The sequence below is a fragment of the Cohnella sp. genome (assembly GCF_041641335.1).
Classification (GTDB): Bacteria; Bacillota; Bacilli; order Paenibacillales; family Paenibacillaceae; genus Cohnella.
The window spans coordinates 51,246-70,253 of the sequence record NZ_JBEPYQ010000005.1 but is presented as its reverse complement, the minus strand read 5'-3'; the positions used below and the strand labels follow the sequence as shown (position 1 = coordinate 70,253).

Genomic DNA, 19,008 nt, shown 5'->3' with positions numbered 1-19,008 from the left:
ATTAACTTTTCCCGATGGAAAATAAACGTCGGCAGGAAACGGAAGCGCGGAATGCGAATTACTCAATAGGCATAAATATATAGTTCGACGTGGGGACAGAACCGCGATCTCTCCTACGACTTTTTTGAAAATGGGGTGATAATTTTCAGGTTTTTCGTTATAATGAATGTAATTTTCGTGTGAGTTGTGAGGAAAGTTGACAGAAAATTAACAAAACTTGATGTCGAATTTACGTTTCGGTTCCGAAAAGCCCTTAGGGAGGTGACGTTGCATGCAGGCATCGCCGGCTCTTGTGTCATCGGACGACCTGTACCTGTTCAATACCGGGCAGCTATTTCGAGCATACCTTACCTTTGGCGCACATGTGATGGAAGTAGAAGGTCAATGGGGAGTTCGCTTCGTCCTCTGGGCGCCGAACGCGCGCGAAGCGTTCGTCATCGGGGACTTCTGCGATTGGAGCAGCGCCGATCGTTCCCGCGCCATCGTGCTGGAGAGGATCGGAACGACCGGAGTGTGGGCCGGCTTCGGCCGCAACCTGGGCGAAGGGCTTCGCTACAAGTACGAGATCGTCGATTCCCGGGGGGAACGGCGTCTGAAGAGCGATCCGTTCGGCTTCTCCTCCGAGCTGCGTCCGAACACGGCTTCCGTCGTGAGTTCGCTCTTCCGCTACGAATGGCGGGACGGGGGCTGGACGGAGCGGAAAAAAAGCAATCCCCCGTACGACAAACCGATGCTCATCTACGAGGCGCATCTTGGCGCCTGGAGGATGGATGCGCCGGAGCAATTCCGCAGCTATCCGCAATTGGCCCGCGAGCTCGTCGACTACGTTCGCGACATGGGCTACACGCACATCGAGGTGTTGCCGCTCGCCGAGCATCCGCTCGATCGCTCATGGGGGTATCAGACGACCGGCTACTACGCCGCCACGAGCCGTTACGGGCCTCCGGAAGGGCTGATGGAACTCGTCGATTGCGCCCACCGCAGCGGCATCGGCGTGCTGCTTGATTGGGTCGGCGGCCATTTCTGCAAGGACGAACACGGGCTCAGGCTGTTCGACGGAACGCCGCTCTACGAGCCGTCCGATTACCGCCGCGCGGAGAAGCCGCTCTGGGGGACGCTCGCCTTCGACTTCGGCAAGCCCCAGGTGCAGAGCTTCCTGATCTCCAACGCGCTGTTCTGGCTGGATAAGTATCATATCGACGGCTTGCGCGTGGACGCGGTGGCCAGCATGATCGACCTGAATTTCGATAAACCCGATTCGATGCGCACGGTGAACCGCTATGGGGGCACCGAGGACGTCGAAGCGCTCGCCTTTTTGCGCAAGCTGAACGAAACCGTCTTTCTCTATTATCCCGAGACTCTCATGATGGCAGAAGATTCTTCCTCCTATCCGGCCGTTACCTCGCCTACCTATCTGGGAGGCCTCGGATTCAATTACAAGTGGAATATGGGCTGGATGAACGATATGCTCCGCTACATGGAGACCGATCCCGCCCGCAGACCCGACCGCCATTCTCTCATCACGTTTTCCATGCATTACGCCTATTCCGAAAACTACGTTCTGCCTCTGTCGCACGACGAAGTCGTTCACGGCAAACGCTCCCTGCTGAACAAGATGCCGGGAAGCTACGAGGAGAAATTTTCGAATCTCAGATTATTTTACGGCTATTGGATGACCCATCCCGGCAAGAAGCTGCTCTTCATGGGCGGCGAATTCGGGCAATTCGACGAATGGAAGGACGACGCCGGGCTCGACTGGAGCCTGCTGCAATATCCGCTGCACGACAGCATGCGCCGATACGTTCGCGACTTGAACCGCGTCTACCTGGATCGGCCCGCGCTTTGGGAGAACGATCATCGTCCGGACGGCTTCGAGTGGATCGACGTCAACAACGCCGCCCAGTGCATGCTGTCGTTCCAGCGCACGAGCAAGTCGGGCGAACACCCTGTCGTCGTCGCGTGCAATTTTTCCCGGCAGAGCTATCCCGCCTATCGAATCGGCGTACACCGGCCTGGGACGTATCGGCTGCTGCTCAGCAGCGACCGCTCCGACTATGGGGGGACCGGCGCTCCGATGCCCGATCGGGTCCAGGCGAAGGACGTTCCCATGCACGGCAAAGCGTTCAGCATCGAAATCCCGATGCCCGCTCTGACCGTCCTGCTGTGGGAGGCGGAGAGCGATCGTCCGGACGCCGGCTAGAAAGCTAGTCAACTAACCAGAGAGGATTGATGCGCATGCGCAAAAATGAATGCATCGCCATGCTGCTCGCCGGAGGCGAAGGCCGCCGGTTGGGCGTTCTCACGAAGGATTTGGCCAAACCCGCCGTGCCTTTCGGTGGAAAATACCGGATCATCGACTTTACGCTCAGCAACTGCGTGCATTCCGGCATCGAGACGGTCGGGGTGCTGACGCAATATCAGCCGCTCGTGCTGACCCAGCATCTGGGAATCGGTTCCCCTTGGGGGCTCGACCGGCGCGAGGGAGGCATGCACGTCCTGCCGCCTTACGTCCGCCAGAAGGGCGGCACGTGGTACAAGGGCACGGCCAACGCCATCTATCAGAACCTCGGCTTCATTGAAAGCTACGATCCCGAATACGTGCTGATCATTTCGGGAGATCACATTTATAAAATGAACTACGACCTGCTGCTGGATGCTCATAAGAAAAACAACGCGGACGCCACGATCGCCGTCATCAGCGTGCCGTGGGCGGACGCGAGCCGATTCGGCATTTTGAGCGTGGACGAGGACGGACGGGTCGTCGAATTCGCGGAGAAGCCGAAAAATCCGACCAGCAACCTGGCGTCGATGGGCGTCTACATGTTCACCTGGTCGGTGCTGAAGGAGGCGCTCATCCGGGACGAGGCGGACCGGCAGTCGTCGGGCGACTTCGGCAAGGACGTCATCCCGACGCTGCTGGAGGACGGTGCGCGGCTGTTTTCCTATCAATTCAGCGACTATTGGAAGGACGTCGGTACGATCGACAGCCTGTGGGAGGCGAACATGGATTTGCTGGAGGAGCGTCCGTCGCTGCAGCTGAACGACCGTTCGTGGCGAATCTTTACGGCAAGCCCGAACCAGCCCGCGCAATACGTGGCGCCGACCGCCAGAGTGCAAGGTTCCCTCATTAACGAAGGATGCGTCGTCGAAGGCGCGGTTAACCGTTCGGTGCTGTTCAACGGCGCGCAGGTCGGCGAAGGCAGTCTGGTGGAGGATTCGATTCTGATGCCCGGCGCGGTCGTAGGCAAGAACGCGAAGATCATTCGCGCGATCGTCGGCGAAGGAGCCGTCGTCGGGGACGGCTGCCGGGTCGGCAGCGTCGATGCGGCGGAAATCGCGGTCGTAGGAAGCGGAGAGACGATTCGTCTGCCCGAGGAGCAAAAGGAGGCTGAACCGGTATGAAGCTGCCCTTGACGGGAGTCATCAACCTGATTCACGAAGCGGACGAGATGGAAGCCTTGACGGCCAACCGCTGCCTGGCGACGGTGCCGTTCGGCGGCAGATACCGCCTGATCGATTTCGTGCTGTCCTCGATGGTCAATTCCGGCATTCCGAAGGTAGCCGTGTTCGCGCACCGGAAATTCCGGTCGCTGATGGACCATCTTGGCTCCGGAGCGAACTGGGATCTGCACCGGAAGCAGAGCGGATTGTTCGTGCTGCCTCCGTCGATGGAGGATCAGACGGATTTCGGCAAAGGGGATCTGTACCATTTCTACCGGCATCGCGACTACTTCGCCCGCAGCGCCTCGGATCACGTCGTTATCGCTCGCAGCCACATGGTATGCAACGTCGATTTCGCCAAGGTGCTCGACCAGCACCGCGAATCGGGGGCGGACATTACCGTCGTCTGCAAGCAAACCCCGGAAGGGACGCCCGGCCTCGCCAGGAAGGCGAGAGTCGACGAGACCGGACGGATCGTCGAAATGCAGGATCACTTCGGACGTCTAGACAGCGACATCGTCTCGATGGAGATGTACGTGCTCGGCAAGGAGCTGCTGCTTGATCTGGTGGAGACGTCGCTGGCCCAAGGGCGCGATCATTTCGTCAGGCATTCAATCTTGTCCCGGCTGAACCAATTGCGCGTGCACGCGTACATGCACGAGGGCGTGCTCGGCGTCGTCAACAACATCGCCGCTTATTACCGGCACAGCATGGAACTGCTACAGCCGGAAGTGTGGCGTGAGCTGTTTTTCAAGCCGAGCGCGATCTACACGAAGGTCAAGGACGAACCGCCTACGCATTACCGGAGCGGGGCCGACGTCACGCATTCCTTGATCGCCAACGGCTGCGACATCGAAGGAACGGTCACGGGGAGCATTCTGTTTCGCGGGGTCAAAGTCTCCAAGGGCGCGGTCGTCCGCAACAGCATCGTCATGCAGAACGGCGTCATCGGGGAGAACGGCGCGCTCGACAGCTGCATTCTGGATAAGGACGTGGAGATTCGCCCGCAGACGCAGCTCAGAGGTTCGTCGGAAGTGCCGTTCATCGCGCTCAAGCGCAAGGTGATTTAAGAGAGTTTGTTCACAGACGAAGAGGGGGCGGGCGAATGAGAGTGATGTTCGCGGCATCGGAAGCGATGCCGCTCGTGAAAACGGGCGGGCTGGCCGACGTCGCCGGCGCCCTTCCCAAGGCGCTGGCGAAGCAGGGGGCGGAGGTGACGGTCGTCCTGCCCAAGTACGGGGAAATTCCGCAGGCGATCGCGGACGCCGTGACGACGATCGCCGTCATGGAAGTCCGGCTCGGGTGGCGAACGCAGTATTGCGGCGTTCAGGAGGTAACGGTCGACGGAGTCCGCTTCATTCTGATCGACAACGAGTTCTACTTCAAGCGGGGGTATTTGTACGGATACGGCGACGAAGCGGAACGGTTCGCGTTCTTCAGCTTCGCCGTGCTGGAGATGCTGGACAAGCTTGATCGGCTGCCGGACATTCTGCACTGCCACGACTGGCAGACGGGTCTCATTCCGTTCCTGTTGAAGACGAGATACGCCAACCGGCCGGGCTATCGGGACATTCGGACGGTGTTCACGATTCACAACCTGCAGTATCAAGGCGTCTTCTCCAGAGAGCTGCTCCAGGATCTGCTGTCGACGGGAGACGATTCGTTTACGCAGGACAGCCTGGAATTTTACGGGGCGGCCAGCTGCATGAAGGCGGGGCTGCGCTTCGCGGACAAGCTGTCCACGGTGAGCTACACGTACGCGCACGAGATCCAGTCCGAGGAGTACGGGGAGAAGCTGGACGGCGTCATCCGCCAACGCGCGCAAGATTTGTGGGGCATCCTGAACGGGATCGACACCGACGTGTACGATCCGATGAGCGATCCTCACCTGGCGGTCAACTACCGCAACTCCTTGGAGAAGAAGCTCCAGAACAAGCTTGCGCTGCAGCGGGAGCTTGGCCTGCCGGAGCGGGAGGACGTTCCGCTCGTCGGCATCGTCTCCCGGCTAACGCAGCAGAAGGGCTTCGACCTGATCGCGGAGGCGCTGCCGGAGTTGATGGAGCTGGACGTTCAGCTCGTCGTCCTCGGCTCCGGCGAGCCCGGCATCGAAGCGATGCTGAGGGACGCGCTGCTGGCCAATCGGGACAAGATGGCGCTCTGGTTCGGCTTTAACGAAGGCTTGGCGAGGCGGATCTACGCGGCCTCCGACATGTACTTGATGCCTTCGCGCTTCGAGCCGTGCGGACTCAGCCAGCTGATCGCCCTGCGCTACCGGTCGGTGCCGATCGTGCGCGAGACGGGCGGGCTGAAAGACACGGTTGCGCCGTATAACGAATATACCGGTACGGGAAACGGTTTTACGTTTGGCCCGCCGACGGCGCACGACATGCTGTACACGATTCGCCGCGCTCTGGCGTTCTACGGGGACCGCGAGCATTGGGAGCGGATCGTGGCTAACGGCGCTAAAAAGGATTACGGATGGGAGTCATCGGCTAAGCTTTATTGCAAATTATACCGCGAGCTCGTCAGCTGAGAAGGAGAGGATAGCATGGCACGTCATCTGGTCATCGGAAACGGAAAAATGCTCGTCAATTTGGACAGCAGCTGTTTTATACGGGACGTTTATTTCCCGTACGTGGGACAGCTCAATCACGTCGGGGGGCACGCTTGCCGGTTCGGCATTTGGTGCGACGGAGCTTTCGCCTGGCTGGACGATCCGGATTGGGTCATCGAGCTCGGATACATCGAGGATTCGCTCGTCACGAACGTCACGGCGCGTCATGATCGGCTGGGGCTGGAGCTGCAGCTGAACGACGGCATTCATCAGCGGGAGAGCATCTATCTGAAGCGCGTCGTCGTGCGGAATTTGCGGGAACACGAACGGGACGTCCGGGTATTTTTCCACCATGACCTGATGATCGACGGCAACGAAGTCGGGGATACAGCCGCTTTCTATCCGACTAACCGCACCATTTTCCATTATAAGAGATCGTCGTATTTCATGTTTAACGGCAAGTCGGACCAGGGCGGCATCTTTCAGTTTTCTACCGGTATCAAAAGGTTCCATTCGGCCGAAGGGACATGGCGGGACGCCGAAGACGGAGAGCTGATGGGCAACGCCATCTCGCAGGGGTCGGTGGACAGCACGATCAGCTTCCGCACGTCGGTGCCTGCGGGGAGCGAACGCACCGTCTACTATTGGATGTCCGTCGGGGACAACATGGAGGAGGTCAAGCGGCTCGATCAGTACGTGCAGGAGAGCCATCCCGAGAAGCTGCTCAGCCGCATCGTCATCTACTGGAACCACTGGCTGTCGCGCGTCGGCAGCAGCTTCGGGGACTTGCCGTCCGCCGTCGTCCGCCAGTTCAAGCACAGTCTGCTCATCGTCAAGACGCAGACCGACGAGCGCGGCGCGATTATCGCGGCGAACGACACGGACATTCTGCAGTACAATCGGGATCATTACAGCTACATGTGGCCGCGTGACGGCGCGCTGATCGCGGACGCAATGTCGCTGGCCGGCTATCACGGCACGATCGCCTCCTTCTTCCGCTTCTGCGGACGCAACCTGTCTCCGGAAGGTTATCTGCACCACAAGTACAACCCGGACGGGACGGTCGGGTCGAGCTGGCATCCTTACGTGGTGAACGGCGTGCCGCGGCTGCCGATCCAGGAGGACGAGACGGCGCTCGTGCTGTACGCGCTCTGGAAAGATTACGCGCGGCACGGCGAGATCGAGCTGGCGCAGTCGCTGTACGGCACGCTCATCCGCAAGGCGTCCGCTTTCCTGTGCGACTACATGGAGCCGGGGCTGGATCTGCCGAAGCCGAGCTACGACTTGTGGGAGGAGCGCTACGGTATCTGGACGTACACGGTCGCTTCGGTGTACGGCGGGCTGATGGCGGCCGCGTATTTCGCCGACCTGTTCGGCGACTACGACCGCAGCGACCAGTATCGCGAAGTGGCCGAGCGCGTCAAGCGCGGCATCGAGGAGCGGCTGTGGGACGAGGAGTCGGGGCGGTACGCGCGCGGGCTCGTGCACCAGGACGGCGAGTGGGTGAAGGACATGACGGTGGAGAGCAGCATGTTCGGCCTGTTCGAGTTCGGCGTGTTCCCGGCGGACGACGAGCGGGTCGCGAAGACGATGGGCGCGATCTCGGAGAGGCTGCGGATCAACACCGACATCGGCGGCATCGCCCGCTACACGAACGACTACTATTTCCGCCAGTCGGATGACATCGAACGCGTGCCAGGCAATCCGTGGATCATCTGCACGCTGTGGGTGGCGAACTTCCAGATCGAGACCGCAAGGGACCCGTCGGGTTTGGAGGAGCCGCGCCGTACGTTGGAGAGGGTAGCCGGCTTCGCGCTCGCGGGCGGCAATCTGCCGGAACAGCTTCACCCGGAGACGGGCGAGCCGCTGTCGGTCGCTCCGCTCACCTGGTCGCACGCCACCTACGTGTCGACGGTGTGCAAGTACGTGCGCAAGCTGGAGCAGCTTCAGGCCGGCGGGGCTGGCGGATAAACGCATTCGATAAGCGAGGAGGAAGTTGACGGTATTGAAAAGTCCGACCGCCAACAGGAAATGGATACGGTCTTTATCCATGTAACCGATCTAGTAAAATCGTCGCAGGAGGTCCACCTATGCGAGTTGCGAGTGCCGGCGGAAACGTCGGCACTCGCTGCATTTTCCGGAAAATCTAAAATAAAACAAATCGCACCTAAAAATAGTCCCTTTCTTCTGTTGCGGATTCGATGCTACCCTTAAAAATGAAGCGCTTTCATGCATGGCGATCATCATTTATCCGTGAAGGGAGAAAGGGATGATGAGCTTGACGAGAAGGTCGAATTTTAAGGTGTTCATGATCTTTCTATGCGTTTGCTTGGGAGGGATAGGGCCGTTTCCATCGCATGCTCCGAACCTGTACGCAGCGGAGGGAGCAGCATGGACGATTTTCAGCGACGGGATGGAGACGCTGGACAATTGGCTTCAGGAGGGAGGCGCCAGTCAAGCGGGACTCTCGCCGACGCGATATGCCGGGGAGCACAGCGCCAAGCTGGACAACACCGACGCGTTGCGATTGTCGATCAGCACGGAGGGGTACGAGGATATTCGTTTCGGCTTTTACTACAAGACGGGAAGTAACTACGCAGGACAACTGGCCGTGCAATTTTCGACCGACGGCGGGACGCAATGGCAGAATCTAGAGGTCATCCAAAGTCCGCTAGGTACATTCATGAAGAAGCAATTCGACCTGCCGGCGATAGCCGGAAATCTGGCTGATCTGCGCTTGCGCTTTGCCGCAAATTCCGGGAGCCATGCGGTCTACATCGACGAAGTCGAGGTGAACGGCAGACCGGTATCCGGACCGGTCGAACCGATCCCGGATCCGGAAGGACCGGAGCTCGAGATCTATGCGGAGACGTTCGACGACCCGGATGTGTTCGGGTCGGGCGGCGGAGTGACGGTGCCGCCTCCATGGATTCAGGAGGGCAGCGGCGGCAGCGCAGCTCGGACATCGGCGTCGGCCTCGGCGCCCTCCGTCCCGAATATGGTCAAGATCGACGGCGCGGACGCGCTGGCATTGCCGATGAATCTGGCCGGGTACGGGAATATAAGCGTGAGGTATTATACGCGGGCGTCGTCGTACAGCTCCGGCAGCATCGTAGTCGAGTGGTCCGGCAACGGAGGGGCCGACTGGACGTCGCTTGAGGAGTTTAAGCTTCCGGCCGGTACGACGAGTCAGGGAAATACGTTGAAGTCATGGTCTCTGGACAGCAGCGCAAACAACAATCCGAATATTAAAATTCGTTTTCGGGTCGGGGAGACGATGATGGGGAATATGTATGTCGACAGTTTTTCGGTGAGCGGACAGCGAATCCCTGGAATAGAGCCGGCACCGACACCCGTGCCGATTCCGGATCCGGTAGAGACGCCGCCGTTCGTTCCGCCTGCCGGAGTCACGTTGTACGAGGACGTCGAGATCGGCATGGCCGGCGGCCGCAAGCTTTACACGTCCATCGCCGTGCCGGAGACGCCCCCAAATGAGCCGATGCCGGTAGTAGTATATATTCACGGCGGCGGATGGAATCACGGCGATCGGAAATCTGCGTTGCCAGCCATTTGCAACTACGTTGCCAAAGGCTATATCGGAGTGACGCTCAGCTATCGGCTCACGCCGGAAGCGCCTTATCCCGCGCAGATTCAGGACGTGAAGCTGGCAATCCGCTACCTGCGGGCGAATGCCGAACAGTACCATATCGATCCGAGCCGAATCGGAGTCTGGGGTTCGTCGGCGGGAGGCCATTTGGCAGCGCTGCTCGGCACGACAGCCGATCTGCCGGCTGGTCAGCCGATCTTGCTGGACAACGGCAACACGGTGCCGGTTCCCGATCTGGAGGGCACGGGGGGGTATCCGGAATACTCCACACGCGTGCAGGCTGTTGTCGATTGGTTCGGTCCGGCGGACTTTACGACGGAATTCGCAAATGGGAACGGGTCCGTTACGAAACTGCTTGGCGGCCATCCGGCACTGTCGGTGCCCAACGAGGCACGGCTGGCGATGCCCGGAACCTACGCATCCTCCGACGATCCGCCGTTTTGGATTCGCCACGGGACGGCGGACGGAACCGTACCCTATGATCAAAGCATCGTCTTAAAAAACCAGTTAACGGCAGGCGGCGTGCAACCGGTCGATTTCCAACTCGTCGAGGGGCAAGGCCATGGCTTCACCGGCGTGGCCAAAACGATCGCCACTGCCGAGGCGTGGGCGTTCTTGGACCAGCATGTAAAGAACCGGGTCGTGACGGAGCCGATCGTGTATAAGCCGGGATACGGCCCGAACCCGAATCCGGATCCGGAACCCTCGCCCGATCCGGAGCCTGACCCTGATCCGAATCCGGAACCGCCGCAGAAGATCGTTACCGAGGTGGCGACCCTGATGCCGACGGACGATGCGGCCATCGACAGCACGGCGGCCAATGCCGGTACGAACTTCAACGAGAAAACGGGATCCAGCGTCGGCTTATTCAGCATCTCTTCCGATTCCTCCAAGTCGAAGATCGTCTATTTCAAGTACGACATCACTTCGGCATCGTCAGCCGACTACACGTATAAGATGTATGTCTCGGCGAAAACGGGCTCCTCGGGACTCGGCGTGGAACTGTCCGTATTCGGTTTGGACGATCTTTCCTGGTCCGAAACGGAGCTGACCTGGAACAACGCCCCGGTTACGAGCCTCGATCCGACGGCGCTGATCGGCTCATTTACTGTCGATTCCGGCACGACGAGGCTCTATGAGGTCGACGTGACGGATTATATCCAAAGCCGGATTGCGCAGGGACGGAGCCAAGTTGCCTTCATCGTTGGCGATGCGGGGCAAAGCGGCATATCGGTAAACGTCTATTCCAAGGAAACGACGAGCAGCAGCAATCCGAAGCCGCGGCTGGTCGTCAGCGAGGAAATCGATTATGGGAATGATTCGGATCCGCCCATATGGCCGGAGGGCGGAAAGTTGTCCGCAGCCAACCTGGGTACGGACTTCGTCGAACTGAGTTGGCCTCAGGCGGCTGACAATACGGTCGTCGCGCATTACCGCATTTACAGAGACGGCGTGCTGCAGGGCACCACGGATACCGGATCTTACCGGGTGCAGGAACTGACGCCGGCGACGGCGTATACGTTCACGGTGACGGCAATCGATGTCGCCGGCAATGTGAGCCAGCCGCTCACCCTTGAGCGTGCGTCGTTAGCCGCTCCGATCGAGCCGCTTCCGGTCGTTGATGTCGTCGCTAGCGGCAGCGACGGGAATCCCGAATTCAACACGCTGGACAATAATCTATATACGCGGTGGTCGGCCGCCGGGGCAGGGCAGTGGATCCGATTCGATCTGGGCGAGATCCGGCGGATCGGCTACGTCGGGATCGCCTTCTACAAGGGAGATATGCGAACGACGTCCATCCGGATCGAGACGTCCTCCGACGGTTCGGTATGGACTGCGGGCTTCGAGGGATCGAGCAATGGCCGTACGACAGCGATGCAGCCGTTCGATATCCCCGATGCGGATGCCCGTTATGTACGGATTACAGGCTACGGGAATTCGGACGGATCCGTATTTACGAGCCTGACGGCTGTCCATCTTTACCCGCCTTTTGCGCATGGAGATACGCCGGTAGCCCTCATTCCGTATACGGAGCCCGGCCGCCCCGATGGAGCGGTGCCGTTCACCCAACCCGGCATGCGGGAGGCCGACGGGACCGTGCGGCCGCTCCACACGCCAAATCCGGTGACGGGACGTTCGATCAACGTGCTCGATTACGGCGCGGACCCGCTGGATAACAATCAGGACGACCGTCCGGCGATTCAAGCCGCGATTCAGGCCGCGGAAGCAGGAGACGAGGTCTATCTGCCCAATGGCGTGTACAATCTGCTTAGCGCGCCGGACGGCGTCACGAATCTCGCTCTGAAGTCGGGGGTCAACCTCCGCGGAGAAAGCGAGACCGGTACAATCCTGAAAACATCGCTCGACAAGGTGAGGAATAGCGCCGCCTTGAAGGCGTCGAGACAGCACGATCTCGTCATCTCCGATCTGACGCTAACTTCGACCTGGGACGGGGAATATTCAACCGACCACCGCAACAATAATCCCGCGGCGGGCGGACCCGACAGCCAGATCGTCATCGCGAATTTCGGCGAGGATCCGTCCTATCGCATTACGGTCGAACGCGTGACGGTCGAGAAATATATGCGAATGGGCGTACGAATCGACAACAGCCGAGACATCGTCATCCGCAACAGCGCGTTCCGGAATGCTACGGATGTAGGTGGCGGCGGAGCGGGCTATGGGGTCTCGATCCAGGGAATCGCCAAGGTCGACCGGCTCGGGTACGCTAATGATACGATCTGGAACGTAGTCGAAAATTCGGTTTTCGAGGGGCCATACTTGCGCCACGGGGTGTTGATCCAGTTTGTCGCGCATAACAACGTCGTCCGCAACAACCGGTTCGACCGGATCAAGCTGGACGCAATCGATCTGCATGGCGAATTGGAATATTTGAACGAAATTTACGGCAACCTCATTACGAATATCCTGACCGGCGGCGGCATCGGACTGGGCAACACCGGCGGCACGGCGCCGAGCAACCATAGCAAGTCGGGGCCGGGAAATTATATCCACGACAATATCATCCGCAATAGCCGCGAGGGTATCGCGGTTACGATGGGAACGCCGGATACGGTGATCGAGCGAAATCGGATCGAACTGACCGATCAGGTCGAGGGTGCGAGCGGTATCCTGGTTATGAACGGTCCCGGAACGATCATTCGCGGCAATAGCATTCTCAACAATACGGCGGCAGACTTCTGGGGCATCCTGCTGAAGCGCGATCCCGGCGACCAGAACGCCAACAATGTCGGTGCCGGCGATCCGCATCAGGTACGGATTGAACGCAATACGATCATCGACAATACGAATGGTATCCAGATCGCGGCCGGAACGGAGATCGTTCTCCGCGGCAATGTGCTTAACAATACGGGATTGAACTATCATCAATCGGAAGGAACGTCGGTTACGATAGAAGAGCTGTCGGCTAACGCGGATCTTGAACAATTGTCGATCGTTCCCGGCGAGTTGAATCCGGCATTCGCTCCCTCAATCTCATCCTACACGGTGAGGGTGGCGCGCGGGGTGTCGAGCTTGGAATTGGCATTCCGCACCGCTCATCCGGAGGCGAGGGTTCGAATCGGGGGGGAGGCAGCCGACGGCATCTACATGGCTTCGCTGCCGATGGGGAAGTCGGCGATCGCGATTGAGGTGACGGCGGAGAATGGCGATACGAAAACCTATATGATCACGGTCATACGTGCCGCTGGCGATAAAGGCAAGGGCTGCGGCCAAGGCAATGGCAATGGATGCGGGAATGCATAAGCGACCGATTAATCTCGGCAGGCTTAGAGCAATGGCGTCCGGGCCAGATCGATCTCTGCTCGGCAAGGAAAGCCGCCAATGATGGCGGCTTTTTTACATAGACGATTCAGAAAGTATAAAATCCGCTATCCTTATCTGAATCGTCTCCGACAATCTTTCAAATTTCACGCGGATGGAGAGCGTTTCGGTCAGTGGGGCGATTGGGAAACGAGCTCCACTTTTGGTACAATTGTGGACAGATGCGCATTGATGCGCGCTCGCTTGCCTATTCGGGGCACTTGCTAGAGAAAGCCTTTCGGCTTATTTGGCAACAAGGAGGAGAGAAAATGGGGAAATCGAGAAAAGCAAGATTCGCTCCCGACATCGTCGAACCGCTGTTTTACGTGCTGGCTGCGACGTCGGTGTTATGCGCGGCTCTTATCGCGATAAGGGCGCTTCGGATGGAGGACGTGCAGTACAGGTTCCTGTTATGGAATCTGTTCCTCGCCTGGCTTCCGCTGATCGTATCGATGGCGGCCTTGACTCTTGTTCGCGTCGCCCGGGGCGCGGTTCTGGGAACGGGACTGGCGGTGCTAGGCGTCGCTTGGCTGCTTTTGTACCCGAATGCGCCCTACTTGACGACCGATTTTGTCCACCTCATTTTAGATACGTTCTACAATCGTTACGATAAGGACGGCTTGCTTCTATGGTACGACCTCATCATGTTTTTTTTGTTCTCCTGGTGCGGCTTGTTGCTCGGTTACTTGTCGATGCGGCATTTTCACGAGATCGTCAGCCATTACCTCGGTTTGATGGCGGGTTGGGCGTTCATCTTGACGGTATCATTCCTGGGAGGCTTCGGCGTCTATCTGGGCAGAGTTGTCCGGTTGAACAGCTGGGACGTACTGTTCAGCCCGTTCCGCCTGATTGAAGGCGTGCTGGAAGGAATCAACGCGCAGGCGGCCGGATTCACGCTTCTGTTCGGCTCGCTCATTCTGATCGTCTACGTGTCGCTGTTCCTCGGGTGGAACCGGAGACCCTCCTTTTCGTCCGCAACGATCGGCGAAGGGCCGTGAAGCCTGCGGTATTGCTCGGGCGTCAACCCTTCCTTCTGGCGAAAGGTGGCGACGAAATGGCTCGCGTCGCGAAACCCGACCGCCTCGCCGATTCGGCGCACGCTCCAGTCCGGCCGCGAGGGCAGCCACTCCTTCGCTTTGCGCAGGCGCAGCTGGATGAGGTAGGCGTAAGCGGTCTGCCCGAACGATTGCCGGAACCGCTCGTTCAGCTGACGCTCGCCGATGCCCAATCTTTCCGCCATAACCGCCAACCCCAAGTCGGGGTTGGCGTATTCTTTTTCCAGCCACTGGAGCAAGTCCTGAACCCTCTCCAAACGACGGTTCAGGGACGGCAGGTTGTTGCTTCTTCCGTTCGTCCGCAGCAGCGTCAGAAACCGGTACATCTCCGCCGAGCTTTGCCACCCCGACGCGTCCTGTCCCGATTCCGCCAGCCTCAGCATGTTCTCCGTTTGTTCCGTTATCGCATCGTCGCCGCCATCCCATTGGATCTTGCCAGGCAGCGAGCCGACCAGTTCCGAGACGAGCCCGTCGGCCATCGTTCCCGCGAACGTGACGTAGGCCGTTTTCCAGACGGGGCTTTTGGCGAAGTAGTAATGCCGCCGTCTCGGCGGCAGCAAAATGCCGGACCGCTCCGGCAGCTTAAAGCTCATGTCGTCCGCGCGAAGCTCCCCTTCTCCTTCGATCGTCTGCAGCCAGTGATAGCAGGGATACCCTTCGGGGCGCCGGATCGGCTCCTGATCGGGGTTGTTGCCGATGGTCTCCAGCTGCAAGGGCAGGGATTCCGCGGGAATAGGCGGAACGGCTCGGCGCATCATCTCTATACTACCTCCATATTCTTATATGTCTATACTATTTTATTATATGGGTTAAGGTTCTGTCCTGCCTATATAATCGAATTAGATACGACATTTTACAATATGATGGGGTGCCTTCGATGATCAATGCGCATAAGCCGAAAATATGGTACGGCGGGGATTACAATCCGGACCAGTGGGAGAAGTCGGTCTGGGACGAGGACTCGAGAATGTTCAAGCTGGCCGGCATCGACGTCGCGACGCTTAATGTATTCGCGTGGGCGCGCAACCAGCCGGACGAGGAGACTTACGAATTCGGCTGGCTGGACGAAATGATGGACAAGCTGCAAGCCGGCGGCGTCGGCGTCTGCCTGGCGACGAGCACGGCGGCGCATCCGGCCTGGATGGCGAGGAAGTATCCGGACGTGCTGCGGGTCGATTTCGACGGGCGCAAACGCAAGTTCGGCGGTCGCCACAATTCCTGCCCGAACAGTCCGACGTACCGCAAATATTCGGTGAGGATGGCGGAGAAGCTGGCCGAGCGGTACAAAAACCATCCGGCTTTGCTCATCTGGCACATCTCCAACGAATACGGCGGCTACTGCTATTGCGACAATTGCGCGGAAGCTTTCCGCAAATGGCTGCAGGGTCGGTACGCATCGATCGAGGCGGTTAACCGGGCGTGGAACTCGGCTTTCTGGGGCCATACGTTCTACGATTGGGAGGACATTGTGCCTCCGAGTGCGCTGAGTGAGGAATGGCGGGGACTGAACGGCCGGACGGCGTCCAACTTCCAGGGCATATCGCTCGATTACTGCCGGTTCCAATCGGACAGTCTGCTGGAATGCTACAAGCTGGAATACGACGCGGTGAAAAAGCATACCCCGGACATTCCGGTGACGACAAACCTGATGGGCGCGTTCAAGGAGCTGGATTACCACAAGTGGGCGAAGGAGCTGGACGTCGTCTCGTGGGACAACTACCCCGGCCTCGATACGCCGCATAGCTATACGGCAATGATGCACGACCTGATGCGCGGCTTGAAGGACGGCCAGCCGTTCATGCTGATGGAGCAGACGCCGAGTCAGCAGAACTGGCAGCCGTACAATTCGCTCAAGCGTCCCGGCGTCATGCGGCTGTGGAGCTACCAGGCGGTGGCGCGCGGCGCGGACACGGTTATGTTCTTCCAGCTGCGACGCTCGATCGGAGCGTGCGAGAAATACCACGGCGCGGTTATCGAGCACGTCGGCCACGAGCATACGCGTGTCTTCCGGGAGTGCGCTGAGTTGGGGCGAGAGCTGTTCGAGCTGGGAGATTCCTTGCTGGACGCGCGCGTGCAGGCGAAGGTTGCTATCCTGTTCGACTGGGAGAACTGGTGGGCGGTCGAGCTGTCCAGCGGTCCGACCGTGGCCTTGAAGTACGTCAACGAGGCGCACAAGATGTACGACGCGCTGTACAAATCGAACATCGCGGCGGACGTCGTGTCCGTCGAAGCGGATTTGAGCGGATACGATCTGGTCATCGCGCCGGTTCTCTATATGGTCAAGCCCGGAGTCGCAAAGCGGTTGGAAGATTACGTGCAAGGCGGCGGCGCTTTCGTCACGACGTTTTTCAGCGGCATCGTGAACGAGAACGATCTCGTCACGCTTGGCGGGTATCCGGGAGAGCTGCGCAAGCTGCTCGGTATCTGGGCTGAGGAGATCGACGCGCTGCTGCCTAGCCAGAGCAACACGATCGTCGTCCGAAATCCGGTAGATGGATTGCGGGCCTCGTATTCCTGCGGCATGCTGTGCGATCTCGTTCATTCGGAGGGAGCGGAAGTCGTCGCCGAGTACGGCGAAGATTTCTACCATGGCATGCCAGCGCTGACGGTGAACCGGTTCGGAAGCGGGGAGGCATGGTACTTGGCGACGAGTCCGGAGGAAGCGTTCCTGCAGGATTGGCTGCCGAAGCTGTGCGCCTCCCGCGGCATCGCGCCGCAGGTCGCCTCGGCCCCGGAAGGCGTCGAGACGACCGTGCGGGAGAAGGACGGAACGAGCTATTTGTTCGTCTTGAATCACAATGCTGAAGCCGCTTCGGTATCTCTGGGCGACCGGACGGGCGTCGATCTGCTGAGCGGCCGCACACTGAGCGGCGAGACCGAGCTGCCGGGCCGCGATTTGTGGATCGTGAAGCTGGACGGCTAAGCGACATAACGACATAACAAGCTAGCAACACAGTAATCTAGGTATACAGGAATATAGCGACATAGCAATCTAGCGATAGAGGAGTACAGGAGTACAGGAGTACAGGAGTACAGGAGTACAGGAGTACAGGAGTACAGGAATACAGGAATACAGGAATACAGGAATACAGCGATATAGGGAGTGCGGGCGTTTCGTGCCGATCGGCGGCGGAAAGCCTGTGCTCCTGTGCTGAGTTACCGTTCCCAGCCTCTTTTGCCGCTATCCCGTCCAGTCAGTTTTTCTGCACCGCATTCTGAATCTGTATGTAGTTTCTTTTTCCTCCTTTTGTCGGTATCCCGTCCAGTCAGTTTTTTGCGCCAGTTCTGAATACGTACGTAGCGCCTTTTCCGTTCTTTTGCCGGTATCCCGTCTGCTCAGGTTGTCTGCACCATATTTTGAATATGAATGTAGTGCCTTTTCTCTTAGAAGTTTGGAAGTAATTAGTAATTCCTGGTAGAATAAAGCGATGAAGATGATCAGGTAATAAATTTGTACAGATGAGGAGATAAAACTATGGCAAAAAACAAATTACTAAGAATGGACAATGTTGGTATCGTTGTAGAATCCCTTGATAACGCAATCTCTTTCTTCGAGGAGATTGGCTTGAAGCTTGAAGGGCGAGCTACTGTCGAAGGGGAATGGGCTGGTCGTGTAACCGGGCTGGGTTCACAGTGTGTAGAGATTGCTATGATGGTTACCCCAGATGGCCACAGCCGGCTTGAACTTTCGCGATTCCTCACCCCACCTATTATATCAGATCATCGGACCGCTCCTGTAAATGCCCTCGGTTATCTACGCGTCATGTTCACCGTTGAAGATATTGACGAAGTGGTATCCAGACTCACTAAACATGGTGCTCAGCTTGTTGGCGAAGTGGTTCAGTACGAGGACTCTTATCGGCTCTGCTACATCCGTGGAAATGAAGGACTTCTAATCGGTTTGGCGGAACAACTTGATAATAAATGAGTGACGTTTAAAGGGATAATTAACTGAAATATACATATAAACACTGCATTCACGCTCCGGGTCTAGGCGACCCTCGATCCCGAACGAGGAAGTACTCCCGCATCGACTACCCGTATCGCGCTCGCTGCAACCTGTTCTAACTCGGGGGACTTCGTGATAAATGAACTTTAACGGAAATCAATGCATAACCAAATTAGAGGAACTCAACTAACGGGTACGATAGCTCAATAAACCGTCTCTTCAACGAGGCGGTTTTCTTGTCGTAAAGATCAACATCAGGATATACATAGCCATTGAAAAAGAACGAGATTGTGGAGTGTGAGGGATTAGCCTCGTTCCGTTCGAAAAGGAGCAGATCATCCAAGCTTAAGCGATTGTTGTCGTGAAGCTCGCGTCAATCTGCCGGACCGGGAACGGCCACTGGACTTTGTGAGTTCAGCATAGGTGATTCTAGAAGAATGGATGCAATCCGCGAGTAATTGAACGTAGAGGGTGGATCTGCCGCGATTGTAATAATAGCAAAATTGATCAAGATACGCCTGCAGGTGCTTAGGACCGATGCCCAGAAACGTTCGGCCAATCCACCAAGTCACATCGTACC

Annotated in this window: 10 protein-coding genes; 9 read left to right on the top strand and 1 reads right to left on the bottom strand. The window is 58.2% G+C overall.

What is annotated here, in order from left to right:
• Positions 1-271: 271 nt before the first annotated feature.
• The 7 genes from glgB (at position 272) to ACESLM_RS02760 (ending at position 14,422) form a co-directional block, all read left to right on the top strand.
• Entirely contained in the window at positions 272-2,200 is a 1,929-nt protein-coding gene (gene glgB, locus ACESLM_RS02790; RefSeq protein WP_372629794.1) for a 1,4-alpha-glucan branching protein GlgB, read from the top strand.
• 35 nt (positions 2,201-2,235) lie between these two features.
• On the top strand, positions 2,236-3,402 hold the full coding sequence (locus ACESLM_RS02785) for a glucose-1-phosphate adenylyltransferase (RefSeq protein ID WP_372629792.1): 1,167 nt from the start codon (positions 2,236-2,238) through the stop codon (positions 3,400-3,402).
• Positions 3,399-4,511: a glucose-1-phosphate adenylyltransferase subunit GlgD gene (gene glgD / locus ACESLM_RS02780; RefSeq protein ID WP_372629791.1), complete on the top strand. Its 1,113-nt coding sequence runs from the start codon at positions 3,399-3,401 to the stop codon at positions 4,509-4,511. The genes ACESLM_RS02785 and glgD overlap by 4 nt, the downstream gene beginning before the upstream one ends.
• A 35-nt stretch (positions 4,512-4,546) precedes the next feature.
• Complete coding sequence (gene glgA / locus ACESLM_RS02775) at positions 4,547-5,974, top strand: glycogen synthase GlgA (protein ID WP_372629789.1); 1,428 nt, start codon at positions 4,547-4,549, stop codon at positions 5,972-5,974.
• Between the two features lie 15 nt (positions 5,975-5,989).
• Positions 5,990-7,966 (top strand): glycoside hydrolase family 15 protein, encoded by a 1,977-nt coding sequence (locus ACESLM_RS02770; protein WP_372629787.1) that lies wholly within the window; start codon positions 5,990-5,992, stop codon positions 7,964-7,966.
• A gap of 301 nt (positions 7,967-8,267) precedes the next feature.
• Positions 8,268-13,367: a CBM96 family carbohydrate-binding protein gene (locus ACESLM_RS02765; RefSeq protein WP_372629785.1), complete on the top strand. Its 5,100-nt coding sequence runs from the start codon at positions 8,268-8,270 to the stop codon at positions 13,365-13,367.
• A 326-nt stretch (positions 13,368-13,693) separates the two neighbouring features.
• Entirely contained in the window at positions 13,694-14,422 is a 729-nt protein-coding gene (locus ACESLM_RS02760) for a DUF1361 domain-containing protein (protein WP_372629783.1), read from the top strand.
• Here the strand turns inward: ACESLM_RS02760 and ACESLM_RS02755 are convergent.
• Positions 14,350-15,237: an AraC family transcriptional regulator gene (locus ACESLM_RS02755; RefSeq protein WP_372629781.1), complete on the bottom strand. Its 888-nt coding sequence runs from the start codon at positions 15,235-15,237 to the stop codon at positions 14,350-14,352. The two genes, ACESLM_RS02760 and ACESLM_RS02755, sit on opposite strands and share 73 nt — an antisense overlap.
• 119 nt (positions 15,238-15,356) lie before the next feature.
• On the opposite strand from ACESLM_RS02755, the gene ACESLM_RS02750 reads away from it, so the two are divergent.
• On the top strand, positions 15,357-17,402 hold the full coding sequence (locus ACESLM_RS02750; RefSeq protein ID WP_372629779.1) for a beta-galactosidase: 2,046 nt from the start codon (positions 15,357-15,359) through the stop codon (positions 17,400-17,402).
• A 552-nt stretch (positions 17,403-17,954) separates the two neighbouring features.
• On the top strand, positions 17,955-18,407 hold the full coding sequence (locus ACESLM_RS02745; protein ID WP_372629777.1) for a VOC family protein: 453 nt from the start codon (positions 17,955-17,957) through the stop codon (positions 18,405-18,407).
• Positions 18,408-19,008 lie beyond the last annotated feature (601 nt).

Coding starts and splice junctions, on each gene's coding strand:
- glgB (WP_372629794.1), top strand. CDS start 272: ATGCAGGCATCGCCGGCTCTTGTGTCATCGGACGACCTGTACCTGTTC.
- ACESLM_RS02785 (WP_372629792.1), top strand. CDS start 2,236: ATGCGCAAAAATGAATGCATCGCCATGCTGCTCGCCGGAGGCGAAGGC.
- glgD (WP_372629791.1), top strand. CDS start 3,399: ATGAAGCTGCCCTTGACGGGAGTCATCAACCTGATTCACGAAGCGGAC.
- glgA (WP_372629789.1), top strand. CDS start 4,547: ATGAGAGTGATGTTCGCGGCATCGGAAGCGATGCCGCTCGTGAAAACG.
- ACESLM_RS02770 (WP_372629787.1), top strand. CDS start 5,990: ATGGCACGTCATCTGGTCATCGGAAACGGAAAAATGCTCGTCAATTTG.
- ACESLM_RS02765 (WP_372629785.1), top strand. CDS start 8,268: ATGAGCTTGACGAGAAGGTCGAATTTTAAGGTGTTCATGATCTTTCTA.
- ACESLM_RS02760 (WP_372629783.1), top strand. CDS start 13,694: ATGGGGAAATCGAGAAAAGCAAGATTCGCTCCCGACATCGTCGAACCG.
- ACESLM_RS02755 (WP_372629781.1), bottom strand. CDS start 15,237: ATGATGCGCCGAGCCGTTCCGCCTATTCCCGCGGAATCCCTGCCCTTG.
- ACESLM_RS02750 (WP_372629779.1), top strand. CDS start 15,357: ATGATCAATGCGCATAAGCCGAAAATATGGTACGGCGGGGATTACAAT.
- ACESLM_RS02745 (WP_372629777.1), top strand. CDS start 17,955: ATGGCAAAAAACAAATTACTAAGAATGGACAATGTTGGTATCGTTGTA.